The following is a 24,517-nucleotide window of genomic DNA, read 5'->3' on the forward strand; positions in this document are numbered from 1 at the left end:
TAAAGTGATTCACCCGTCACCTTATAGCGTCTGCTCAATACTCAAAACCAGATTGGATATCATCACTATTCATCAGTATTTCACAGGCATTCAGTATTTATAACTGCTAAAAATACGTTTTTTAACGATAAAATCTACCAAATACGTTATATTTTGTCAGAAAATAGCATACCGTTTTATGTCAAAATACCGCAAAATATCGTGTTGCTGTCTGTGTTTATCGAGCTTTGTCTTGCGCTGCAACCTAAGCTGCGCTTTCTTACGGCACTATAACAATGCCTCATGCTCAGGATTATCATTTAGGAGTTTGTAATGTCCAAGACAGGATTTGGTCAAATGTATCGTCAACTTTCGAGTAAGTTACTTGACCTTGTGGTCACACCACATGTTCTTGGTGAAGTTCCTGTAGAATCCACCACAACAGAACAAAGCCCAGCCGATCCAAATAAAGTCGTATGCTATGTATTACAAAACTACTCGCATAGTAATGCACTGGTGGTCGATGGTGAAACCCGTCGCCTTCAGCTTAAACCCGCTCTAGATCCTTTAAGTTTTGGCAGCTATCAAGAAAAAAATTCAGTCCTTTTTTTACATCAGAACGATAATATTTTTTTCAATACTCAGACTTATCCTCCACGCTTATTACAACTGATTGAAGCCCTAGAACAAAATCCTGACATTGAAGTTCAATTAATTCCCGTGACTGTACTTTGGGGACGCTCACCAGACAAAGAAGATTCTTGGTTCAAATTATTGTTTTCGGATACTTGGGCCACACCAAGTACCGTAAAACAACTGGTTAATATTGGCTTACATGGTCGTCAATCATACTTAGAGTTCCATGAACCACAATCTTTACGTGAATTGGTCGACTACGCCAAAACCCAACATCCCAATATTTCCCCTGCAACCTACATTGCAAGCTCACTGGATACCTATCTAGATCAACAGCGTGAAGTGGTGCTTGGGCCTGACTTATCTGATCGCCGTAATGTCATGCAATCGGTTGTCAAAGCTCCTGATGTACAAGATGCGATTCGTCGTGAAAGTATTCAGCATAAAATCAGTATGCTGGAAGCCGAACGTCGTGCGATTGGCTATGTCAATGAAATCGTTTCAGACTATTCTGCTTCAGCGGTGCGCTTTGCGGATATGGCACTGACACGTTTATGGACGCAACTCTATGACGGCGTTGAAGTGCATAACTTTAGTACCGTTCGTGAACTGGCCAAAGATTATGAGATTATCTATACCCCATGTCATCGTAGCCATATCGACTATTTGTTGCTGTCCTATGTGATTTATAAACGCGGCTTGATGATTCCATATATCGCTGCGGGTGATAATTTAAACATGCCTTTTGTGGGGCAGCTATTACGTGGTGGTGGTGCGTTCTTTATTCGTCGTTCTTTCCGAGGAAATGCGCTTTATACTTCTGTTTTTAAAGAATATTTATACAGCATTCTATCTCGCAACACACCAATCGAATACTTTATTGAAGGCGGACGTTCACGTACAGGTCGTTTACTTCCACCGAAAACAGGTATGTTGGCAATGACCATTCAGGGTCACCTGCGTGGACCTGCGAAACCAATCGTATTTTTACCTACGTATATTGGCTATGAACGCTTGATGGAAGGCGCGACCTACGTCGGTGAAATGCAAGGTAAGCCTAAAGAAGCCGAATCGATTTTCGGCATCCTCAAAACTTTACGTAAAATTGAAAGAATCTTCGGTAAAGTTCATGTCAACTTTGGTGAGCCTGTTTTCTTAGATGACATTCTAAAACAGCATCAAGCAGACAATGTGCACATCGAAAAGAATGATGCGCCTATTTCAGCCGAAATCTCCAGTGTCGTTGCAAGCTCAGCCAACCTGATTCTAGAAAATATTAACCGTGCAGTGGTTGTTAATCCTGTTTCATTGCTTTCTTTGGTTTTATTGGCCACGCCAAAGCATACGCTGGACGAAGAAATCTGTGCAAAACAGCTCGATATTTACCGAGATCTGGTCACACAACAACCGTATGATGAACGTACCCAAGTCACGTCATTATCAGGTAAAGAAATCATTGCATATGGTTTAAAACTCAAACTGATCAAACGTGTTCAACATGTCTTGGGCGATATTATTGCGATTGAAGATAACCAAGCGGTATTGCTCACCTATTTCCGTAATAATATTTTGCATGCCTTTGTATTGCCATCTTTGGTTGCATCATTGGTGGAGCACAACGGTAAAATTAATCAATCAGATCTAAGCAACGTGATTCGTACTTTATATCCGTTCTTAAAAGCCGAACTGTTTATGAAATGGCAGCCATCTGAACTACAACAACACATTGATAGCTATATCGATGCGCTGGTTCAGCTTGGTCTGATTTTCCAAGACCATGATGACAACTTATTTAGCCCAACACCGAATAGTGAAGAGCATCAAAAGCTTTTAACGTTAGCAATGCCTGTGAAACAAAGCTTAGAACGCTACTACATGACGCTTGCACTAATTACGCAACGCGGTTCTGGCAATATTTCGACCAAGCAAGTTGAAGAATTAAGTCATTTATTAGGTCAGCGTTTATCTGTGCTTTACGAGTTCAACTCACCAGAATTCTTTGATAAATCGCTCTTCCAAAGTTTTATCAAAGTTTTAACGCAGCAAGATTATATTCGTAACAATGAACAAGGGTTCATTGAGTATGAAGATAACTTCAGTGAGATGGCAGCAGGTGCGCGACTTGTGTTAGATGAAACCACCTTACAAATGTTGCAACACATCACCACCTTTAGTGATGAAGAGCTCGCAACCGCTTTAGAGGCAATGGCATCACAACAAGCCAAACGTCGTTTAAAACGTAAAAAAGCTTAAACAGAACATGCAATAACGGCAACTTCTGTTGCCGTTATTTATTTCTATCTCCGACACTCGATATATTTGGGTTCATCCAAACACCTTAAACGCTTGATCAACTCAACCAAATAAGCATCATAATAACCAGATGCCACATAGCGGTTACGAATTCTCATCACCAACGCGTCATACCCTTGTTTTTCATAAGCTGAAATATCCGCCCAATAGTATGCTGGCAGTTGGTTTTCCCACTGAATGGCTTGAGCGGCCAACACATTGCTATTTTTCACAAACCAAGTGCGAATATTCCGACCAAAATCAGTTGGATAGCCTTGAGAACGAATCACAACATTGACAGCAAAATAGGCCACTGGGAAATTGACCACCTGAGTAGACTCACCAAATTCCTTTTTGAGGTTATAAGGCAACACGCCATAAGCTGGTGCAGCTAAAATATCAATTTTCTTCTGTTTGAATAAGTCTATGGCATTTGCAAAATCCACATAAACTGGTTTTGCACCCACACTTTGTGCCAATGCCAACTGCGGCGGATTATCCACCAAAATTCCAATGCTCTTGTTTTTAAGTTGTGAGACTTTCTGGATCTTCTGGGTATTCATGATCATATAAACCGTACCGACTGGAATCATCCCAAGTACTTCATACTCGGAACCAATCATACGTTTTTCGACGTTTGGATTCGTGAGCAACTGTAAAAATACACGTGCCGTTCGATTATTCGGAATAAGACCAATGCCACTGGTGCTACCCATAAACTGATTATAGCGATAGGTATTAAAATTTGATGCAACCAAACCCGAGCATTCATTTTGATCAAATGCCTGTATCGCTTCTTTTTCATTTTTAAAGTTTTTAAATTTCAACTGGACTTGGCTGTGTTGTGCATATAACCGAATATCATGTAAACGACGGTTAATATCTCCCTGCGTACTTAAAGGATCAAATACACACCATACCTTTTCACTTGCCCAACTCATAGTCGTCATTAAGCCAAGTAACATTGAGCAAATTATTTTTTTCATATATACCCCTTAATGCCTTAGCACAATCCATGTGCACAAATCAGGTCAATTTAGCCCTGTACTCACAGATATTAAGCAATCAAAATCTATACCAAGAATGAAAACTCAGTTGCAGTTTAATCGAAATTTCATCTATTACTATGTACCAATAGCGCCTCAGCATAGTCATTAAAGCAAATCAAATGGTCAAATTTAAAAGCGATTCTCGATAGTCTGGTCGCATAAATTCGCTTGCCCGTAGGTCGCTCAGAAACAAGCTGCAAATGGGGTAAATGAAGTTGTTGCTGGAACCAAAGTAAAATTTCATGCATCGGCAAAGGCGTATTATTGCTCACAATATAGCTGGACGCTACTGCTGGTAAATCGGCTAACATGGCCAAAAACTTAGCTAAGTCATCGATATGCACCCGATTGCTATAATGAATGGTTGGATAATTCAGTGTTTGTTCTGCCAATCTTTTCAATCGAACAATCGATGTGCCATAAATGCCCGATGGACGAATGATAATACTGTGTCGTGGATAATGTGCTTGCCATAAAAGTTCCATTTTACGCAGCAAATGCCCTTGTTCATCCGCAGGTTGAATTAACGATTCGTCATCAATTCGTTCACCTGCACTTTCACCATAGACCCGAGTTGAAGACACAATAATAATGCGTTGCACTGGATGCAATTTTAGCGCCTGAGCAATCGGCTCAACACTCTCGACATAGGTTTGTTGATAAGCCTCTACGCTACTTTGTGATGGCGCGAGAATCACATAGACCACATCAATCGGACGAAATGCGGTTAAATCTAGTCGTTGTACATCTTGAATAGCATGAGTCGCATAACAATCTGTTTTTTCGCTGCGACTAATTGTGCTAATGTGGTGACCACACTCAAATAAGTGTTTAGCGACACGCTGAGATGTTTTACCATAACCAATAAATAAAATATGCATATATATCCTTGACCAAATATGACTTCAGTCCAGCAATTACAAGGCGTTGGTGCTAGCGCAGCGACCTTATTAGAAAAGCTTCATATTTTTAGCACGGATGATTTATTGTTTCATCTTCCTCGTGACTATGAAGATCGTAGCACTATTATTCCGATGAATCAGTTGGTTGTTGGACGTAGTTATTTGCTTGAAGGTGAGGTCAGATCAGTCGACTTTCCACCGGGAAAAAAGAAATCCCTCGCCGCTTTAGTACAAGATGATTTCGGCAAAGTCACTTTGCGCTTTTATCATATATATAAAGGCTTAACCGATCGCATCCAAATGGGCGCTCACTTACGGATCTTTGGTGAAGTTCGCATTGGTGCACGTGGATTAGAGCTGTATCATCCCGAAATTCAAGTCATTCACCAGCATACCGCATTACCTCAAACTCAACTCACTGCGATTTATCCAAGTACAGAAGGTCTGACACAACCGAAATTACGTGAATATGTCCGTCAGGCTTTAAAACATCACAGTGATGATCTACCTGAACTCCTCCCCAGTAAATACAGCAATGGTTATGAACTCAAACAAGCCTTGCTTTACATTCATGAACCGCCGATTGATGCCAATATGCTGCAACTCAATCAAGGCTCACATCCAGCACAGCAACGCTTAATTTTTGAAGAGTTGGTGGCTCACCAAATCAGTTTATTAACACGTCGTGCTTATATTCGACAGATCGCTGCACCACGCTTTAGCAGCAGTAAAATTCTAGCAAAGAAATTATTAGAAGCATTGCCCTTTCAAATGACCAATGCGCAAAAACGCGTTTCTAAAGAAATTTTACAAGATCTTAAACAAGATCAGCCAATGCTACGCTTAGTACAAGGTGATGTCGGTGCTGGCAAGACCTTAGTCGCCGCAGTAGCGGCCTGTCATGCCCTAGAAGCCGACTGGCAAGTGGCATTGATGGCACCAACTGAAATATTAGCCGAACAGCATTATTTAAACTTTAAACGCTGGTTCGAGCCTTTAGGGATTCAAGTTGCATGGCTCGCAGGCAAGCAAAAAGGTAAAGCACGGACACAAGCCGAACAACAGATTAAAGAAGGACACGCTCAACTGATTGTAGGCACACATGCACTGTTTCAAGACACTGTGGAGTTTTCTAAACTCGGCTTAGTGATCATTGATGAGCAACACCGCTTTGGTGTCGATCAGCGCCTCGCCTTACGCAACAAAGGTGCAGACCAATTTACGCCACATCAATTGGTGATGACCGCGACTCCCATTCCGCGCACACTCGCCATGAGTGCGTATGGTGACTTAGATACTTCAGTCATTGATGAACTGCCTCCTGGTCGAACACCGATCCAGACAGTCACGATTCCACTGGATCGTCGTGAACAAGTGTTGCAACGAATTGCAACGAACTGCCGTGAAGGCAAACAAGCCTATTGGGTCTGTACCTTGGTTGAACAGTCTGAGACCTTAGATGCTCAAGCAGCAGAAGCAACCTATCAAGAAATTAGAGAGCGTTTCTCGGATCTAAACATCGGGCTGGTACATGGCAAAATGAAAGCCGACGAGAAACAATCGGTCATGCAAGCCTTTAAAGACAATCAATTACAACTCCTGATTGCCACCACGGTAATTGAGGTGGGTGTGGATGTTCCGAATGCCTCGATTATGGTGATTGAAAATGCTGAACGTTTAGGACTTTCTCAGTTGCACCAATTACGCGGTCGAGTTGGACGTGGTGCGACTGCGAGTTTCTGTGCATTATTATATAAAGTCCCTTTGTCACAAAATGGTCAGGAACGGCTTTCTATTTTGCGTGAAAGTAATGATGGTTTTGTGATTGCGGAAAAAGACCTAGAAATACGCGGTCCTGGTGAGTTATTAGGGACCAAGCAAACGGGTGATATGGGCTTTCGCGTTGCGCGGTTAGAACGTGATGACCACCTATTAACTCAAGCACACTATGTTGCAGAACAGATCTTAAAAGATTATCCGCAACACGCAGCAGGATTACTTAAACGCTGGTTACCTGAAGCACCCCGTTATGCCTATGTTTAACTACCTCAGCGCACAAGCACACCTGCTTTTTGATTCTATTACGCCATGTAACTTGTGTGATATCGGCATCAAGCAACACGCTGGTATCTGCCAAAGCTGTTGGCAACAATTACCTTGGTTAAAACAGCAAGTCGAACGTCATCAACAACAGGTATTTGTTGCTTGTCATTATGACTATCCGATCAATCGTATTATTCAACAATTCAAATATGAACAAAAATTACAGCATCAAAGATTGTTAGATGCGTTGTTGTTACAACTCAGACTCCCCAAAGTCCACGCAATCGTTCCGATGCCCATTTCTACAGATCGATTAGTCGAACGAGGTTTCAATCAAACACTGCTGTTAGCAAAAGCACTCGGTAAAACATTAAACGTCCCTGTTTGGCAACCGATACAACGCTTGGCGCAACATTCACAAAAAGGCTTGTCTCGCTTAGAGCGATTAGAGAATATTGAACACCAGTTTGTTGCAAAAGCATCGAATAAAATTCGCTGTAGAACCGTACTGATCTTAGATGATGTGATGACGACGGGCAGCTCTATTGTCGCACTTTCTCAGGCTTTAGAACAACTTGGCTGCCAAAAAATTTATGCCGCGTGTCTCGCAGCGGGGCAAGTAAAAGATCGACCTAGCTCACTCGATTTTGCTGACACCATGGAATCACCACTTCGCTAGTCAGTGGTGCCAATCGGGTTACTTGGTCAGTCAAATCCACCCATTTCATCTCAGCAATTTCGGCGGCAATCTGCGGCACTTGTTTTAACTGAACCGAATAAACATAACTCACTAAAACATGATCTGGCTCATTGGCGGCAGCCGTCTCAAACTGACCAACAAATTGTTTAATTTCACACTCACAACCAATTTCTTCTAAAATCTCACGTTGAATCGCAAGCTCAGGCGCTTCATTGGCTTCTAATTTGCCGCCCACTTGCATAAATGCCTGTGTATTCTGCTTACGGACCAATAATAATTGATTCTGTTCATTCAAAATAATAGCGGCAGCAACAGTAATTGTTTTCAATGAGACTTCCTCGAATATGAGTTTCAACAGCAGGCTGCTATTTTAAAGCTCGAACATGGCTAAAACAACCCAATCGCCCTTGCCCCTTAACGGTATGTTTAGAAACGACGCATTTAAGTCGTTTAGCTTCACTTTCTAGCCCTTACCCCATGATTAAAACCATTTAAGAATCAATGAAAGCATGACTGCGTGTAGAATGAGTGAAAACACAGATAAAATTCATAGCATTAAAGCTATTTTATCCAACTGTCATGCTGCTAAAGTAAGCTATAAAATATGATTTTTGAGAAAATAACGTTTAGGCAAGTGTTTTTCATTTCATCCTTGTCTAAAATACACGCTGACTTTCTGTAAAATGCAGAAGGCCTTATATTGACTGCGCGAGGAAAAAAGACATGCTTGAAGCCTTTTATGCCACAGAGCGCGGTAGTCTAGAAGATGCAACCATCAATGGTGGATTTGATCTGCATTCTGAATTGGTCTGGATTGATCTCATTGCGCCATCCCAAGAAGAACAACAATGGGTACTCGAAGCCTATGATCGCAATCTCCCCACCCTAAAGTCACTTGAAGACATTTCCTCATCTGCACGTTTTTATCGTGATGATGAAGGTATTTTACACATCAGCACGTACTTTCTAACCAAGAACAAAAATTTCCAATCAGATCGAGAACAAGAAGATCTTGAAAATACCCTTGCAGCAACCGTTCATACCGTTGCATTTTTGCTTGAGAAAAACCGACTGATCACACTGCGCGGTGAGAAATTAGTGGCCTTTCGGGCCTTTCGAGCAAGAGCGAGACGCAATGATTATGAGATGGACTATAAAGATCCCGTTTGGATTTTATTAGGGTTATTGGAAGCTAAGCTGGATGAACTTTCGGATATTTTAGAAGATACTCACCGCTATCTTGAAGAGTATTCGGCTGAAGTCCTGAATGATCATCACCGCGAACAAATTCTTGATCTTGATGACATGATCACCAACCTTGCGCACCAAGAAGATATGTTAGGAAAAGCACAACTTTGTCTTACAGATTTACGTCGTGTGTTGACCTTTCTATCACGGCCACGTGCCTTGGGTAGTCATATTTATGATGCTGATATTCGAGAAATGAGTGAGGATGTCCGCTCTCTACTCGAACATAACGCGTTCCTGTTTCAAAAACTTAAATTCTTACTCGATATCACCACCGGTTTTGCAAATACCGAAATGAACGAGACCTTCAAACGGTTCTCAATTTTACCCAGTATGCTTGCACCACCGATGTTGATTGCCAGTATTTATGGTATGAACACCGATGTTTTACCTTTCGCTCAAGGCAATACCAGCTTCTGGATCGTGATTACCTTAGTCACCACCTTCTTAATCGGACCAACACTATATTTCCGCTGGAAGAAATGGATTTAAAAAAAGCACCCTAGGGTGCTTTTTTCTAAAAAATTGGTGTCAAATCAACTTTAAGTCATCTTCTAAATGACAAGCTTGGATGATTTTCAGCATTTTCTCAGGGACATTTTTAAAATGCAGCCCTTTACTTTCAGGGGTTTGACGCAACCATTGCACTAATACAGCGAGAGACAAGGTGCTGCCCTGTTCAAGCTGAGCAAGATCAACAATCAAAGGAAAATGCTGATGTTGTTGAATATGCGCTAAGCCTGATTGGTAAACCTGCTCTGCATTTTCAAAATCAATCGTCTTAGGAACGATAAGTTTCTGATCAATATACTGAATCACCCTTCACCTACTTATTTTTTAGTGACTGCAGCATCTGCATCAGGTTTAAAAGTTGCAATCGCTTTATTGATGTCACCACCATTACGCTGAACCGTAGCAGCAAACTGATTACGGAATTGCAAACCTAAGTCGATCCCTGCCACATTCACATTACGGATTTTCCATTGATCGCCTTTATCAATCAATTGGAACGATACTGGAATCTTTTCACCATTGTTTAAAAAGTCCAATGTCACAACTGGATTTTTGCTGTTGCTGGCTTTATAAGGACGCATGGTATAGCTTTGATTGGTATATTTTGCAAAAGCACTACCGTAGTTTTCAATAATCACTTCACGGAAGTTTTTCTCAAACTGAGCACGTTGCGCAACTGTTGTATGCTGATTATTTGCATAAGTACCTAGCACAATACGCGTGAAAGCTTGCGAATCTACAAAAGGATCAAGGTTTTGACGAATAATCGTTTTTACTAATTCAGGATTATTTTGTAGCTTTGCATGATCTGCTTTCAAGCGAGTGACTAAGCCATCGGCCACACGTTTAACAAAATCAGGGGGTGTCTCTGTCGGCACTGCAAATGCTGTACTAGCAAGCATCGTTGATAATACGCTTGCTGTCAGAGTTCGTTTCAATAATATGTTCACTTTAAAACTCCTAAATACGATTATTCAGCAAAAGATGGTTCGACATCTGACTGTGATGATGACGTTTCAGTGCCTGACGCAACTTTGCTCGCACCACCACCAGTAATAAACTTACTGATTAAATCTTCTAGATCCATTGTGCCTTGGGTATTTGAAACCACATCACCACGTTTTAAGTAGTCAACGCCACCACCTGGAATGACTTTCAAATATTTCTCACCCAATAAACCATTGGTTGCTACCATTATATAAGCATCTTCATCGAGGCTGGTAATGGAGGTCATGTTACTAATCAGTTGCTGTTCCATTGCTTTTTGTTTCGTCGCATCAGCTTGCTCATACTCAGAACTATAGCGTAATTCTTCAAGCGCATTTCCTTGCACGACTTTTAACTGCTCTGCATTAAAGCTGGTGAGTTTACCATCCAAATCAAATTTGACGGTTGCTAGACGCGAGACTGGATCAAGCGTGATAGATTCAACACGACCAATCGTTACACCACTCATGGTCACTTTTGCACGGGCCTTTAAACCATTTACGTTGTCAAATTGAGCCGTCATGCTATAACTGTCACGCAAGTTGGTACCTGCCAAGCCACTGACTTTCATCGCAAGAAAAAATAAGGCAATACCGAAGATAATGACAAAAATACCTACGGCCAGCTCACTAATACGTGATTTCATTAAATCCCTCCGAACATGACCGCAGTCAACACGAAATCAAAACCTAATACACAAAGTGAAGAATATACGACTGTTCTGGTCATAGACGTCGCGATACCTTCGGGAGTTGGATCACAGGCATAACCTTGATACACCGCTACCCATGTACAAATCAGAGCAAAAACAATACTTTTAATAATGCCATTTACAACATCGTGCCCGAACTGCACACTACTTTGCATACCGCCCCAGAATGAACCTTCATCCACACCGAGAAAATCGACCCCAACCATTTTGCCACCCACAATACCAATAGCAGCAAAAATCACAGTCAACATTGGCAAGCTTACAATCCCCGCCCATAAACGAGGAGACACAATTTGACGAAGTGGATCAACACCAATCATTTCCATGCTAGCCAACTGCTCACTCTGTTTCATGGAACCAATTTCAGCCGTTAGAGCCGAGCCTGCACGTCCTGCAAATAATAACGCTGCAACCACAGGTGCAAGTTCACGCAGTAAAGTCAAAGACACCATGGTGCCTAGCATTGCTTCACTGCCGACATTGACCAAAATCGAGTAACCTTGTAAACCCAACACTAAGCCAATAAACAAGCCTGAAACTGAGATGATCAATAAAGACATCACCCCAACACGATACATCTGATAAATAAAACGTTGAAAACCACCTTTCGATGGCATCGAAAATAAAATTTGTAGGAGCATCAGTGACGCAGCACCAATCCCCTTTATTCGCTCAATAACGAGTCTACCTAACCAGGCAATCGTATTCATGGACGAACCTCGTTATCTAAATAAGCTTGGTGAGTAAATTGATATTCGACAGGTCCCTCAACTGAACCTGTTAAAAACTGACGAACAAATGGTGAAGCATGTGTTTTTAATTGTTCAGGTGTACCTTCACCCTGAATTTTGCCTTCTGCAACAACATAAATGTAATCTGCAATCGACAAGGTCTCTGCCACATCGTGCGAAACAATAATTGTGGTTAAATCTAATGCTTCTCGTAATGAACGAATCAAACGCGTCAAAATCCCTTTCACAATCGGATCTTGGCCTGCAAAGGGTTCGTCATACATAATCAATTCAGGATCAAGTGCAATTGCGCGCGCTAAAGCAACGCGGCGACTCATCCCACCTGAGAGTTCTGTAGGCATGAGTTGTTCAGCACCGCGCAACCCCACAGACTCCAGTTTTAATGCCACCAGCTCTGCAATGAGGTGCTCAGATAATTTGGTGTGTGCCCGAATCGGAAATGCAACATTTTCATACACAGACATATCTGTAAATAATGCGCCACTTTGAAATAACATTCCCATACGCGCACGTGCAGCAAACAATTCAAGACGTGACATTGAAGCAATATTTTTACCGTCGAGTAAAACCTTACCTTGATCAGGACTTAATTGTCCTCCAATCAAACGTAACAAAGTGGTTTTACCAGTACCAGATGGTCCCATAATTGCAGTAATTTGACCACGTCGAATTTTAAGGCTGATATCGTCATAAATGACGCGGTCTCCTCGATTAAAGCTCAAGTTTCTAACTTCAATTAAGGCTTCAGCATCGAGAGGAGATTTGTTATTCATAATGGCATTCATTCCTGCACTTTTTATGCACGCATACTATACACCGAAAGATTAAATCGTTGTTTTTATTTTGATAAGTGATGTATGAAGATTATTTAATTTATGTAGTTATTCTTTAAATTAACTTCACTCGTTGTTTGCTGCAAATTTGCATTTAGACGATCGGGATTACTTTGATCGAAGACCGCATAAGCAAAAAATAAACCATTACAGAGCATCATAATGACAAATAGACACGGTAGCCCTTCATGACAAGTAAAAGACCATATTTGCTTTAAAAGACTGTTGTTTTGTTTCATCCTAGTCATTTCTTATATAAAGTTTGAATTAGTGCACATTTTTATAATTTTACATGACTAAGCATAAATAAAAAAGCCAGTTTTTCAACTGGCTTCATTTTTATCAATTAATAATCGTTTTTCCGACGACGGTCACCACCAAAGCCACCTTCACGCGGTGCTGCTGGGCGATCTCCGAAATCACGTTTCGGACGATCTTCACCACCAAAAGTACGCTTAGGACGATCTTCGCCACCGAAAGTACGCTTAGGACGGTCTTCACCACCGAAAGTGCGCTTAGGACGATCATCACCACCAGCAAAGCTACGTTTTGGACGGTCACCAAAACCACCTTCACGCGGAGCTGCTGGACGATCTCCAAAATCACGCTTAGGACGATCACCAAAACCACCCTCACGACGTGGTTTATAATCTACACGGTTACCACGGTTGTCATCATTTGAGTCAAAACGCGGTTTATCATTGAAACCACCTTCACGACGCGGTGGACGATCACCGAAATCACGACGCGGACGATCTTCAGCACCGAAAGTACGTTTTGGACGATCATCGCCATAAGATGGACGATCACCACGTGGTTTATCACCAAAATCACGACGCGGACGGTCTTCACCACCAAAGCTACGTTGTGGACGATCACCGAAACCACCTTCACGACGTGGTGGACGATCACTAAAATCACGCTTAGGACGGTCATCACCATAAGATGGGCGATCACCACGTGGTTTATCATCAAAGCTACGACGTGGACGGTCATCACCACCTTCACGACGTTTGAAGTTGCTTTCGCCTTCAAAACGACGACCGCCACCACCATTGCCACTACGACCACGACCACCGCCGCCATTACCACTGCGACCACGACCACCGCCATCACGACCTGAACGAGCAGGAGGTGGAGATGGCTCTAAACCTTCGATTTCAGATACGCTTAAACGTGCATCTAAATAATCTTCTAAAGCACGAATTTTACCGCGTTCACGATAAGTCGCTAAAGTAATCGCTTGACCTGAACGACCCGCACGACCTGTACGGCCAATACGGTGTACATAGTCTTCATTTTTCATCGGTAAACCGAAGTTAATCACGTGAGAAATGGTTGGTACGTCCAAACCACGTGCTGCAACATCAGTCGCAACCAAGATTTTTGCACGGCCTTCACGAATACTACGTAAACGACGGTTACGAACAGTTTGTGGCATCGCACCATGCAACGCTACAACAGAATGACCTGCTTCAGCTAATTCTTCAGCAAGCATGTCGGTATCTTCTTGCGTACTTGCGAATACAACAGCTTGATCTACTGATTCATCAGATAACCAATGCGTAAGTAATTTTTTCTTGTGTTCGAAACCATCAGTCCAATGTAATGTTTGAGTAACATCAGTATTGGTGCTATGACCTGTTTCAATTGCAATACGTTGTGGATCATTCATCATACGTTCAGCAAGACGAATAATACGATCAGCAAAAGTCGCAGAGAACATTAATGTTTGTTTACGGTTTGCAGCAAGTTCACCAATTGCTTCTAGATCTTCAGAGAAGCCTAGATCAAGCATACGGTCTGCTTCATCAACAATTAATGATTCAACTTTATCTAATTTAATTTGACGACGGTTAACAAGATCAAGCAAACGACCAGGCGTTGCAACGACAACTTGCGCACCTTTAAGCTGCTGAATTTGTTTACCAAAAGGCATACCGCCCATAATCGCAGCAATACGAACACCTTTCATGTGACGTACCAATGCAATCGCATCTTGACTTACTTGTTGTGCCAACTCACGAGTAGGAGAAATCACTAAAATCGTAGGTTGAGTCACTGCTTTCATACGGTCTTTAAAAGAAGCAAATGCTTCTTCGCCCGCTAAAGAGTTAAGTGTAGGCAATAAAAATGCTGCAGTTTTACCAGAACCAGTCTGGCTAGAAACCAATAAGTCTTTTCCTTCTAACGCAGCAGGAATTGCTTGTTCTTGTACAGGAGTTGGGCTAGTAAAACCTAAACCTTCAAGCGCTTGTTGTAAGGTTTCATGTAATGAAAATTCGGCAAAAGTTTTGCTCATAGAGAGTTTCACCCTAGAGGGTGCTCCATTTTAATAAATACAAAAAAATAGACATCGGCAACAGGCGGCAAAGCGACTCAAGCTGAAAATAAATGAGATTCAGCGGCGATCCGAATAACGACGATGTGGACTAAACGCACGCTTGATTACTGCTTCAACCTGAAGAATCGCTAAGCGATTTGGGCGCAAGATGTGGTCCTCTCTATGGACAGCGAGCGCAAAATATGAATAGAACAGAATGTTCAGGTAATGAACTGGAATTTCAGTGCGTGGGCGGAGTATAGCAGAAAGTTTAAGAATGTCACGCTTTTTAATTGTTTTTCCTATTAAGTTGTCTTTATTTATCGTTTAACAAGCTATCTTTCAACAAAAACAAGCCATTTATCAGTTATTTAAAAATATACTTTACTTATCAATAAATGATTAGAGCCACCTATCCAAGATTCTTCTAACTTTTTGAGCAACGTCATAGGTAACTCATTGGTTAAAACAACTCGATATTGTTGTCTTTCCAGCCCCACTTGGACCAATAAAATAGATAAGCAATTTCTTTACCCTTATTTTCCAATCTCGTATAAAAAAGCCCTCAAATATTGAGGGCTTTTTTAGAATTCGGCAAATTATTTTGCAGCAACGCCCCAAGCTGGGACAACCGCTTGCATCAATGGTTTTAACATTTTCAATGAACAAGCAATCACTTGACCATTTTCAAATGAATCATTACCACCACGCGCATCAACCATCGCACCACCAGCTTCTTTCACAATCAACTCACCCGCAGCGATATCCCATGGTTTTAAGCCTAGCTCGAAGAAACCATCAAAACGACCCGCTGCAACATAAGCCAAATCTAAAGCAGCAGAACCCGCACGACGAATTTGCGCACCTGCTTTAGTAACTGCTAATAATGAAGCGAAATGCTGTTCAGCATAAGAAACAATTTCACCATCACGTTTTGCACGGAATGGATGACCCACAGCAAGGGAAGTGTTTTCTAAAGTTTCACTTGTATTCACACGGATACGACGTTGATTCATCACTGCACCGCGACCGCGACTAGCAGAGAATAATTCATCACGCACAGGATCGTAGATCACACCGTGCTGGGTTACGCCTTTGTGTTGCACTGCAATAGAAATACAGAAATGCGGGAAACCATTGATGAAGTTTTGTGTGCCATCTAAAGGGTCAATAATCCAACACCAATCAGCGTCATGACCTTTACCTTCTTGATACCCAAACTCTTCACCATGAAAACTATGGTTTTTATAGCTTTTACGGAGTGTATCAATAGTGAGTTGTTCCAAGTAACGGTCAACACGCGTTACTGGACCATCAATGCCTTTATCTTCAACTTGTAAATCGAGTTTATGACGATTTTGATGTGCCTTTAAAAGCTCTTGACCAACTGTTTGAGCCGCACGCGCAGCCATCACCACCATAGGTTCCATTGAACACCCACTACAAATTTCGAAGATTTTGACAAAGAATAATGCATAAAAGCGCCCACATTCTATCAAATCTAAGCGCTTTTAGGGAAAAAATGTTGCGAAAAATTTAGCGGGCAATGGTTACTTTCAAAAGTAGCTGCATTTACTTGGTTTTATTGATTAAAACCAAGCTTGTTCAATTGAAGTCAAAATACCCTGACTATCTAGACCACAATCTTGCAGCATTTGCTGATGCGTTGCTTGGTGTAAAAATGCATCTGGCAATCCTAAGTTCAGGATAGGTTTTACAATTTTCGCCTGTGCCAAAAACTCATTCACCGCGCTGCCTGCACCTGCCATTACGGCATGTTCTTCTACCGTGACAAACAGTTGTGTGCAATCTGCAAGCTCACGAATGATGTGCTCATCGAGTGGTTTGACGAAACGCATATTGACCACACGCACACCAATCGCATGTTTATTTGTAAACTGTTGCGCTGCTTCAACAGCCACCATAACGCGACTACCAAAAGCCAGAATACTGATTTGCTGATCTGCATTTGAATTAAATTCTGCAACGATCTCAGCTTTACCAATCTCTAAAGCAGTCATTTTTTCTTGAATCTCGACGCCCACACCTGCACCACGTGGATAGCGCACCGCAGTCGGCCCATTATACAGGTAAGCAGTATGAAGCATTTGTCGGCATTCATTTTCATCTTTTGGCGCCATGATCACCATATTCGGTACGGTACGCATAAAGGCATAATCGTATGCGCCTGCATGCGTTGGGCCATCTTCACCGACTAAACCAGCACGGTCGATGCCAAAAGTTACATCTAAATTTTGCAATGCAACATCATGAATCAATTGATCATAACCGCGTTGTAAGAAGGTTGAATAAATTGCAACTACAGGTTTTAAACCTTCACACGCCATACCTGCTGCCAAGGTCACAGCATGTTGTTCGGCAATTGCGACATCAAAAAAACGTTCAGGATATTGCTGCGCAAATTGCACCATGCCCGATCCTTCGCACATCGCTGGGGTAATCGCCAGTAAGCGATCATCTTGAGCCGCTTCATCACACAACCATTGTCCAAATACATCAGAATATTTAGGTGGTGATTTTTTTGCGGGCGCAGATGCTACTGGTGCAATTTTAGTAATCGCATGATAGGTGATTGGATCGGCTTCTGCTGGTGCGAAACCTTTGCCCTTTTTCGTATAAATATGAACTAAACGCGGCCCTTTACGCTTTTTCAGTGCATGAAAAACTTGCGCGAGTTGCTCGACATCATGGCCATCAAAGGGTCCAAAATAATCAAAACCAATCGCTTTAAATAAATTGTCTGCTGCATCAGTCGCGGACTGGTGTAAACGAGAGTTATAAGTCCATTTCGGATGCGGCTGTATATAGGCTTCGCCTAACTCATTTACATTGACAAGCTGACCCGACTCCCAAATCGCAGCCAAGTGTTTTGCAAAACCACCGGTGCTGCATGAAATCGACATGTCATTGTCATTGAGAACCACAATTAAATCTGCATTATGCGCAACTGCATCATTCATGGCTTCAAATGCCATACCTGCTGTCATTGCACCATCACCGACAATTGCCACCACATCACACGGATCTTTTTGGTATCGACGAGCAAGTGCCATCCCAAGCCCCGCAGAAATCGCGGTGGATGAGTGACCTACGCCAAAGGTATCGAACTCAGATTCATCCCGTGCGGGAAAAGCAGCTAAACCATTTTTGCTACGAATCGTGGCAATACGGTCACGACGACCTGTAAGCACTTTATGCGGATAAGCTTGATGACCAACATCCCAAACCAAACGGTCTTGTGGTGTATTAAAGCAATAATGTAAGGCAACGGTAAGTTCAATAACACCGAGATTTGCACCAAAGTGACCACCACTTTGCCCTGCTGCATACAAAATATATTGACGTAACTCATCCGCCACTTGTGCGAGTTGGCTTTGCGCGAGCTGTCGTAACTGTTGTGGATGATCAATTTCATCTAACAGTACCGTCACGGGACGTTGAGTTGGAATTTCGGTATACAACATAATGTGGCAAAGCCTTTTTAAGCCTGGCAAATCCGAAGCTGGGTTAAATGGGGGCAATCATACAATTAAATATGATCTACCTTCAATCAGCCACATGTGCGAATGATGCAGTGCTGAACATTCTTAGACCAATCCAAAGGACTGGCTCGCAGATTATCCTGAATTATGTCACTGTTTATCAACCATTATTGTGTGCTTTCTATGAAAAAGAAAAACTTATGTGAAAAATCAGAAATTCCAATTCACGCAATCTTCACACATTAGGCTATACTTTCACTGTTTTTATCATAATAGTGAGCGTTCTGTGCCGATTGAATTTATTGCAACATCAAAGCTACCAACTGCTTTTGGTGACTTCAATATTTCCGTGTTTCAAGACCCAGAAACGGGTGAAGAACATGTGGCGCTTTCGAAAGGTTTAGAAACGGCCCCAACACAGCCTGTGTTAGTGCGTATCCACTCTGAATGCTTAACAGGCGATGCTTTTGCTTCACTTAAATGCGACTGTGGCCCACAATTACAAGCCACTCAACATTTGATTAATGAAGCAGGTCAAGGTGTGATTTTATATCTACGCCAAGAAGGTCGTGGGATTGGTTTGACCAATAAAATTCGTGCTTATGCCTTGCAAGATCAAGGACATGATACCGTTGATGCTAACCTCTTACTAAACCTCCCTGCCGATGCACGTCGTTACGACATGTGCAGCATCATGCTGGATCATCTTCAAGTCAAAGAAGTAAAATTAGTTACCAATAATCCGTTAAAGCTGAAAGCATTGACTGACCTTGGTATTAAAGTCATTGAGCGTGTTCCTCTGACCGTTGGACACAACCCTTTCAATGAACAATATTTAAAAACCAAACGTGAGCGTATGGATCATCTTTATCAAAAAGATGATTTTTGATTCATTTTCTAAATTTATAAAAACAAAGTCATTAAGGGGTTTTTATTGTTAAAAACAAAAATCCCTTACTTTTATTATGGATTTATGTTTTGATATCACTACTTCCTAGATCACCTCAAGAGGATCATCATGCAGCATCCAACTTCAGCTGATATTCAACGTGTTCGTGAGTTCTTACTCGATTTACAAGCACGTATTTGCGCAGGACTAGAGCAACAGGAACGTGCAGGCGGTGGCACCGCTGAGTTTATCATTGATGATTGGCAACGAACCGAAGGTGGTGGCGGTCGCTCTCGTGTTTTGCAAAATGGTGAAGTAATTGAAAAAGGTGGGGTCATGTTTTCCCACATCAATATCAGTAAACTCCCCGCTTCTGCAACTGAACGCCACCCACAAATCGCAGGTGCAAAGGCTCAGGCCTTAGGTGTATCACTGGTCATTCATCCTAAAAATCCAAATATTCCAACCTCACACGCCAATGTACGTTTATTTGTGGCTGAGCCTGAAGGGCAAGATCCTGTATGGTGGTTTGGTGGCGGTTTTGACTTAACCCCATTCTATCCAGATGATCAGGATATTTTGAATTGGCATCAAACCGCGTATGACCTATGCAAACCCTTTGGCGAAAATGTTTATGCGGAACACAAACAATGGTGTGATGATTATTTCTATTTAAAACATCGTGATGAACAACGTGGTGTCGGCGGTTTGTTCTTTGATGACTTAAACCAATGGGATTTCGAAACCTGCTTTAAATATATGCAAGCTGTAGGCAATGGTTATTTAGAAGCGATCTTGCCAATTTTTGAAAAGCATCGTGAGCAGCCGTATAGCGAGGCCCAACGTGAATTCCAGTTATATCGTCGTGGTCGCTATGTTGAATATAATTTAGTATATGACCGCGGCACTTTATTCGGCTTACAAACAGGTGGACGGATTGAATCCATTCTAGTCAGTTTACCGAATCTTGCCGGTTGGTCGTATCGCCCTGAATGGGATGCGGATTCAATCGAAAAACGCCTCACTGATTATTATTTAAAACCGAGAGATTGGTTAGGTTTGCAGCAATAATTAAAAATTCATCCCTAACTCCCTCAGTTAGGGATGAATACTGCCAAATTTATCTGTAAAGGTCAGTCTGATTTTTTACTTTTCAAACAAAAATATCTCTGTATTTTTAATAGGTCGATGAATTAAGTCTGACCTAAAATTTTGCATCAATTCTCGGCTTAACGATTGTGGTTGCTGGATGAGTGTCAGTAATAACTGCAAAAATTGCCCATGACTGAATATCACCAAATTCTTTTCAACATAGTGACTCGCGAGCCGTTGTATCTTTTCATGAAACTGCTGCACGCGAAAATATAAATCTGCAAAAGATTCTGCATCATCCGCATCACGATAGTGGCAATCCATCTTCGCCCAATACGCATCGACCCAAGTCTTTCGATCATCTAAATTTGTATTGGCACACTTTCTTTCAGACAAATAACTAAACTCATGTAAGTTCTGATCAATTTCAGAGGTTATTTTATATTTCTGTAAGAGGGGTTCCGCAGTCTGATAGGTGCGAAGATATTTGGAAATGATGACATGATCAATTTTAGGGAGTTCTGTACACAATCGCTCTGCTTGCATCCGACCATTTGTACTCAAGGCAATTGATGCATGAGATAAAGCGCGACCATTGATATTAGCTTCGCTTTCAGCATGTCGAATTAGAAAAATACTCATGATAAAATTTAGCTTCCTTACTTTTCTATCGAGTTAAGGTCTTTTCAATATTAGATCATTTAATAATATCCATCAGATGCAAATCAACATTGCAGCAACCCTCTCAACTTTATAAACTTTAACCAACATAACAACACCGATCAACCATGACCAAACAATTTGCTGTAATTGGAAATCCAATTGAACAATCTCGCTCACCAGAATTACATCATGCTTTTGCAGCAAAAATGGGAGTTGATCTAAATTATCAAAAAATTCTTGCTCCCCTAGATGGCTTTGAAAGTACAGCAAAGGACTTTTTTACTCAAGGTGGCGTGGGGATGAATGTGACTGTCCCTTTTAAAGAACAAGCCTTTGCTTTATGTGATCAACTGACAGAACGTGCAAAAATTGCCAAGGCTGTGAATACGTTATGGATGCAAGATGGCAAACTGTATGGCGACAATACCGATGGTCAAGGTTTGGTCGCTGCCATTCAAGCCCTAGGTTGGAATCTTGAAAATAGCCGTATTCTAATTCTAGGTGCAGGCGGTGCGACTCGTGGCGTGATTTATCCACTGGTAAAAGCTGGCGCAAAAGAAATTGTGATTGCCAACCGTACTCTTGCCCGTGCTGAACAATTGGTCAATGATTTAAAAGAGGCAGTACCACAAGCTAAACTGAGTGCGATAGGCCTAGAGCAACTCTCTGGTGAGTTTGATTTGGTGATTAATGCAACTTCGGCAAGCTTAACTGGCGATGCTCTACAATTGCCTGAAACTTTAGTTTTCCATCATGCCTATGAAATGGCTTATGGCAAACCCTCCAGCTTTTTAGATCAAGCACAAGCACGTCAAGTTCCATCCACTGATGGTTTTGGCATGCTGGTTGGACAAGCAATCGAAGCCTTTTCAATATGGAATGATGTAAAACCTGAATTGAAAGATTTCCTATAATATTTGACCATCTAAAAATCAAAAAAGAACCTGCACAGTGCAGGTTCTTTTGATTCAGGTGGAATTATTTGCTGCTCAACATCTTTTGATAGACATCCTTAAAGATCTCATAATCAATAAAACCATCATGTTCACTCTTTAATTTTTGAATGCTCTTCAACGACAGCTTATTTTTACGCGCATCAACGTACACATTGCCTAAAATATTTGATGTTTGTTCAAGTAATATTTTTTCCTCATTCGACACACCATTTTCATGTTCAAATTGAGTTTGATATTGCTTGGCAAATAACTGTTGTGGCTGCTTATATTGTGTTTGCAGTTTCTTCCATGCTTGGCGTTCTTGATCACCATGCATCGCACCACTGACAATGCGATCAACCGACTCACCCAATTTATAATCAAACTGCTCATCGTCTTCTAGATGATGTTTCTTTTGTAAAGCCTCTATCGTTTTCAGCGCTGTACCTTGAGGGTTGTACACGTCTTCACTTGAATACCAATAGGCATAAACACTGGCGATTTCTTGCAGCTCTTGACTTGAATAACGTTGTACCACCTGAGGCGTACTTTCAACTAATTTGGCAATAAATACAGCTTTGTAGGTCTGCTCATACGAACGTGTAGCATCATAACGCTGTTCGGCAATCACTTTAAGCTGATCATCTAAAGACAATGTATATGGCTGCGCTGAGCGTTCCTGAATTGCAGTTTGTCCTAATTTTTCAGAAAAATTCCCAATCGCTTGTTCAAACATTGAACCTTTACTGGTTTCAGACCATGTTTTAGCACGCTTTAACTGCACTTTATCAATCGGTGTCGCTTTACCATAATTGAGGATCTGCATATCCGCTTTAACGTTGACGCTGGATTTCAACTCTGGTGATGCGTAATTTAAATCATAATCCAATTGAATCGCACGCCCTTTCTCATCCAAGCCCACATCCATAATCAATGGGTTACGCTTGCCAGTCTGGAGTGCCTGATCAATTTCAGCTTGATGCTTGATCCACAGTGCTTTAAATGCTTGATCATCAATAAATTGATTTTGATCGTATACTGCGAATACTTTTTCTAAGGTTTGTAATTTCTCAAAATAAGATATTAAAGTTGAGGAATTGGTTTGGGTTTGACCCAATGCATCAACCCCATACATACTTTGGCAATACTGTACATCACCATAGGCTATTTTCGGTGTGGTTTGTAGTTTAAGACATTGCTCCGCGCTTAAACCACTTTCATACGCATCATCTGTCGCGGTTACATCAGCCACTTCTGTATCAGTATCTCGCACAGCTTGGCTCGCCTCTTCAGCAGTATCGGTATCAGCAGCATAATCCTCCTCTGCATCCTCAACACCAAAATGCTGATTCACCAAATGATAAAGCTGCTGACTCACCACGCTTGCATCATCTGCTGAGCTTTTCGACGGCCATGTCGAATCTGATTTTTTCACTTTCGACTTACTTGCTGCATCGACTTCATTTGCAACCAGTTTTTCTAAGCTCTGTTCATTAAAATTTAGAATGCTTTGCATCAAATATTTTTCATTCACTTTGCCATACAAACTTGATTGCAGAATGACCTCTTCAATCGATGTTTTTAAGCGAATTTTTTCGACCACACCCGCGGCTTTATCCGCAGATGAGACCGGCAGTGCTTGGATATCGTTTTGGTCAGCCAAACGGTAATAAACCGCACTTGATGCCTTTACGTATTCAGCAAATTTTTTGTAATCCACCTGATTAAAGAGATGCTGATATTTAGAGAAATCGAAATACGCTAGATTATTCTGATTATCTTTATTGACAAAGTACGGCATCAACGCAAAATAATTGATATAGAATTTATAATCATTCAGATCAAGCACCATCGGTACTTTAGCCTGTACCAACAACGTTGGTTTTTCATAGCGTGCGGTTAAATTAAACGAACCGATTTTTTGACGATAATGCACTGAACCATCATATTCAAATTGCATATCATTCAAGATCATGGCCATGCCTTGAATAAACTTATCAGCCTTAGTACCTCTATACGCTTTACTGTCTTCTGCCAGTGCAACATACAAAGCTTGTTTCTGTTGGCTATTTAAATTGATTTTTTGATCGCGTAAGTATTGCTCAACCTTTTGCTTTAATGCGGCATCTAATGGCGCTGCCTGAGAGCGAGGAGCAGACTTATTTTGATCAAGCTCGACATGAACATTAAATTTTCCGCGATAATCATAACTCGGATATTCATACATTGCATTGATACTATTGATCGCCTTTTGCTCTAAACTTGCTGAACCAGCATTGGTTTTAATGACATGTTGTGAGCAGGCTGATAGACTAAGCCCCAATAAACATAAAGTTAAATATTTTAAACGCATAGCTTTACCAAACACCTTTATATCGTTATATTTTCAAACATAAAATAGATCATTTTTCACATATAATATCTGTTAATATTCTAATAGAAAACTGATTTTCATACGGACCACTT

Annotated in this window: 20 protein-coding genes; 7 read left to right on the forward strand and 13 right to left on the reverse strand. The window is 41.4% G+C overall.

The annotated features are described in order from the left end of the window. Positions 1 to 312: 312 nt before the first annotated feature. The gene (plsB, locus tag MMP72_RS12875; protein ID WP_241317869.1) at positions 313 to 2,868 is read left to right on the forward strand and encodes a glycerol-3-phosphate 1-O-acyltransferase PlsB; all 2,556 of its coding nucleotides are present in this window, start codon (positions 313 to 315) and stop codon (positions 2,866 to 2,868) included. A gap of 44 nt (positions 2,869 to 2,912) precedes the next feature. Here the strand turns inward: plsB and MMP72_RS12880 are convergent, their stop codons facing one another. Next, complete coding sequence (locus tag MMP72_RS12880) at positions 2,913 to 3,893, reverse strand: putative solute-binding protein (protein ID WP_241317871.1); 981 nt, start codon at positions 3,891 to 3,893, stop codon at positions 2,913 to 2,915. A gap of 128 nt (positions 3,894 to 4,021) precedes the next feature. Then, positions 4,022 to 4,837, reverse strand: a complete 816-nt coding sequence (locus MMP72_RS12885; protein WP_241317873.1) for an NAD-dependent epimerase/dehydratase family protein — start codon at positions 4,835 to 4,837, stop codon at positions 4,022 to 4,024. An 18-nt stretch (positions 4,838 to 4,855) separates the two neighbouring features. Between MMP72_RS12885 and recG the strand changes: the two genes are divergently transcribed. Continuing rightward, on the forward strand, positions 4,856 to 6,901 hold the full coding sequence (recG, locus tag MMP72_RS12890; RefSeq protein ID WP_241317875.1) for an ATP-dependent DNA helicase RecG: 2,046 nt from the start codon (positions 4,856 to 4,858) through the stop codon (positions 6,899 to 6,901). Then, positions 6,888 to 7,580 (forward strand): phosphoribosyltransferase family protein, encoded by a 693-nt coding sequence (locus tag MMP72_RS12895; RefSeq protein ID WP_241317877.1) that lies wholly within the window; start codon positions 6,888 to 6,890, stop codon positions 7,578 to 7,580. Before recG ends, MMP72_RS12895 begins: the two co-directional genes overlap by 14 nt. On the opposite strand, the gene MMP72_RS12900 is transcribed toward MMP72_RS12895, so the two are convergent. Continuing rightward, complete coding sequence (locus MMP72_RS12900) at positions 7,534 to 7,929, reverse strand: NUDIX domain-containing protein (RefSeq protein ID WP_241317879.1); 396 nt, start codon at positions 7,927 to 7,929, stop codon at positions 7,534 to 7,536. The two genes, MMP72_RS12895 and MMP72_RS12900, sit on opposite strands and share 47 nt — an antisense overlap. Before the next feature lie 395 nt (positions 7,930 to 8,324). Between MMP72_RS12900 and MMP72_RS12905 the strand changes: the two genes are divergently transcribed. Continuing rightward, the gene (locus MMP72_RS12905; RefSeq protein WP_241317881.1) at positions 8,325 to 9,341 is read left to right on the forward strand and encodes a CorA family divalent cation transporter; all 1,017 of its coding nucleotides are present in this window, start codon (positions 8,325 to 8,327) and stop codon (positions 9,339 to 9,341) included. Between the two features lie 39 nt (positions 9,342 to 9,380). On the opposite strand, the gene MMP72_RS12910 is transcribed toward MMP72_RS12905, so the two are convergent. From MMP72_RS12910 to dxs, 8 genes are all read right to left on the reverse strand, one after another. Further along, positions 9,381 to 9,668 (reverse strand): STAS domain-containing protein, encoded by a 288-nt coding sequence (locus MMP72_RS12910; protein ID WP_241317883.1) that lies wholly within the window; start codon positions 9,666 to 9,668, stop codon positions 9,381 to 9,383. An 11-nt stretch (positions 9,669 to 9,679) separates the two neighbouring features. Continuing rightward, positions 9,680 to 10,312: an ABC transporter substrate-binding protein gene (locus MMP72_RS12915; RefSeq protein ID WP_241317885.1), complete on the reverse strand. Its 633-nt coding sequence runs from the start codon at positions 10,310 to 10,312 to the stop codon at positions 9,680 to 9,682. Positions 10,313 to 10,332: 20 nt separating this feature from the next. After that, a complete protein-coding gene (locus MMP72_RS12920; RefSeq protein WP_241317887.1) occupies positions 10,333 to 10,995 on the reverse strand; it encodes an outer membrane lipid asymmetry maintenance protein MlaD in 663 nt (220 codons plus the stop codon). Beyond that, on the reverse strand, positions 10,995 to 11,771 hold the full coding sequence (gene mlaE, locus MMP72_RS12925) for a lipid asymmetry maintenance ABC transporter permease subunit MlaE (RefSeq protein ID WP_241317889.1): 777 nt from the start codon (positions 11,769 to 11,771) through the stop codon (positions 10,995 to 10,997). The genes MMP72_RS12920 and mlaE overlap by 1 nt, the downstream gene beginning before the upstream one ends. Further along, on the reverse strand, positions 11,768 to 12,586 hold the full coding sequence (locus MMP72_RS12930) for an ABC transporter ATP-binding protein (RefSeq protein WP_241317891.1): 819 nt from the start codon (positions 12,584 to 12,586) through the stop codon (positions 11,768 to 11,770). The genes mlaE and MMP72_RS12930 overlap by 4 nt, the downstream gene beginning before the upstream one ends. A 406-nt stretch (positions 12,587 to 12,992) precedes the next feature. Beyond that, on the reverse strand, positions 12,993 to 14,948 hold the full coding sequence (locus MMP72_RS12935) for a DEAD/DEAH box helicase (protein WP_241317893.1): 1,956 nt from the start codon (positions 14,946 to 14,948) through the stop codon (positions 12,993 to 12,995). A gap of 620 nt (positions 14,949 to 15,568) precedes the next feature. Then, positions 15,569 to 16,399 (reverse strand): inositol monophosphatase, encoded by an 831-nt coding sequence (locus tag MMP72_RS12940; protein WP_241317896.1) that lies wholly within the window; start codon positions 16,397 to 16,399, stop codon positions 15,569 to 15,571. Between the two features lie 159 nt (positions 16,400 to 16,558). Beyond that, positions 16,559 to 18,454, reverse strand: a complete 1,896-nt coding sequence (gene dxs, locus MMP72_RS12945) for a 1-deoxy-D-xylulose-5-phosphate synthase (protein WP_241317898.1) — start codon at positions 18,452 to 18,454, stop codon at positions 16,559 to 16,561. A 304-nt stretch (positions 18,455 to 18,758) separates the two neighbouring features. Between dxs and ribA the strand changes: the two genes are divergently transcribed. Both ribA and hemF read left to right on the forward strand, forming a co-directional pair. Beyond that, positions 18,759 to 19,361, forward strand: coding sequence for a GTP cyclohydrolase II (gene ribA, locus MMP72_RS12950; protein ID WP_241317900.1), 603 nt, complete (start codon positions 18,759 to 18,761; stop codon positions 19,359 to 19,361). A gap of 129 nt (positions 19,362 to 19,490) precedes the next feature. After that, positions 19,491 to 20,432 carry an oxygen-dependent coproporphyrinogen oxidase gene (gene hemF / locus MMP72_RS12955; protein WP_241317902.1) on the forward strand — a complete coding sequence of 314 codons (942 nt, stop codon included), beginning with the start codon at positions 19,491 to 19,493 and terminating at the stop codon, positions 20,430 to 20,432. A 75-nt stretch (positions 20,433 to 20,507) separates the two neighbouring features. Here the strand turns inward: hemF and MMP72_RS12960 are convergent, their stop codons facing one another. Next, positions 20,508 to 21,095, reverse strand: coding sequence for a histidine phosphatase family protein (locus MMP72_RS12960; protein WP_241317904.1), 588 nt, complete (start codon positions 21,093 to 21,095; stop codon positions 20,508 to 20,510). A gap of 146 nt (positions 21,096 to 21,241) precedes the next feature. Here MMP72_RS12960 and aroE point away from each other — a divergent pair, with 146 nt between their 5' ends. Continuing rightward, positions 21,242 to 22,030, forward strand: a complete 789-nt coding sequence (gene aroE, locus MMP72_RS12965) for a shikimate dehydrogenase (RefSeq protein WP_241317908.1) — start codon at positions 21,242 to 21,244, stop codon at positions 22,028 to 22,030. A gap of 64 nt (positions 22,031 to 22,094) precedes the next feature. On the opposite strand, the gene MMP72_RS12970 is transcribed toward aroE, so the two are convergent. Beyond that, the gene (locus tag MMP72_RS12970) at positions 22,095 to 24,404 is read right to left on the reverse strand and encodes a hypothetical protein (protein ID WP_241317910.1); all 2,310 of its coding nucleotides are present in this window, start codon (positions 24,402 to 24,404) and stop codon (positions 22,095 to 22,097) included. Between the last annotated feature and the right edge of the window lie 113 nt (positions 24,405 to 24,517).

The sequence above is a fragment of the Acinetobacter sp. NIPH 2699 genome, assembly GCF_022549355.1.
Taxonomy (GTDB): Bacteria; Pseudomonadota; Gammaproteobacteria; order Pseudomonadales; family Moraxellaceae; genus Acinetobacter.

Excerpts from the sequence above, each read along its gene's own strand:
- plsB (WP_241317869.1), top strand. The coding sequence starts at position 313 with ATGTCCAAGACAGGATTTGGTCAAATGTATCGTCAACTTTCGAGTAAG.
- MMP72_RS12880 (WP_241317871.1), bottom strand. The coding sequence starts at position 3,893 with ATGAAAAAAATAATTTGCTCAATGTTACTTGGCTTAATGACGACTATG.
- MMP72_RS12885 (WP_241317873.1), bottom strand. The coding sequence starts at position 4,837 with ATGCATATTTTATTTATTGGTTATGGTAAAACATCTCAGCGTGTCGCT.
- recG (WP_241317875.1), top strand. The coding sequence starts at position 4,856 with ATGACTTCAGTCCAGCAATTACAAGGCGTTGGTGCTAGCGCAGCGACC.
- MMP72_RS12895 (WP_241317877.1), top strand. The coding sequence starts at position 6,888 with ATGCCTATGTTTAACTACCTCAGCGCACAAGCACACCTGCTTTTTGAT.
- MMP72_RS12905 (WP_241317881.1), top strand. The coding sequence starts at position 8,325 with ATGCTTGAAGCCTTTTATGCCACAGAGCGCGGTAGTCTAGAAGATGCA.
- MMP72_RS12920 (WP_241317887.1), bottom strand. The coding sequence starts at position 10,995 with ATGAAATCACGTATTAGTGAGCTGGCCGTAGGTATTTTTGTCATTATC.
- mlaE (WP_241317889.1), bottom strand. The coding sequence starts at position 11,771 with ATGAATACGATTGCCTGGTTAGGTAGACTCGTTATTGAGCGAATAAAG.
- MMP72_RS12930 (WP_241317891.1), bottom strand. The coding sequence starts at position 12,586 with ATGAATAACAAATCTCCTCTCGATGCTGAAGCCTTAATTGAAGTTAGA.
- MMP72_RS12935 (WP_241317893.1), bottom strand. The coding sequence starts at position 14,948 with ATGAGCAAAACTTTTGCCGAATTTTCATTACATGAAACCTTACAACAA.
- MMP72_RS12940 (WP_241317896.1), bottom strand. The coding sequence starts at position 16,399 with ATGGAACCTATGGTGGTGATGGCTGCGCGTGCGGCTCAAACAGTTGGT.
- dxs (WP_241317898.1), bottom strand. The coding sequence starts at position 18,454 with ATGTTGTATACCGAAATTCCAACTCAACGTCCCGTGACGGTACTGTTA.
- hemF (WP_241317902.1), top strand. The coding sequence starts at position 19,491 with ATGCAGCATCCAACTTCAGCTGATATTCAACGTGTTCGTGAGTTCTTA.
- MMP72_RS12960 (WP_241317904.1), bottom strand. The coding sequence starts at position 21,095 with ATGAGTATTTTTCTAATTCGACATGCTGAAAGCGAAGCTAATATCAAT.
- aroE (WP_241317908.1), top strand. The coding sequence starts at position 21,242 with ATGACCAAACAATTTGCTGTAATTGGAAATCCAATTGAACAATCTCGC.
- MMP72_RS12970 (WP_241317910.1), bottom strand. The coding sequence starts at position 24,404 with ATGCGTTTAAAATATTTAACTTTATGTTTATTGGGGCTTAGTCTATCA.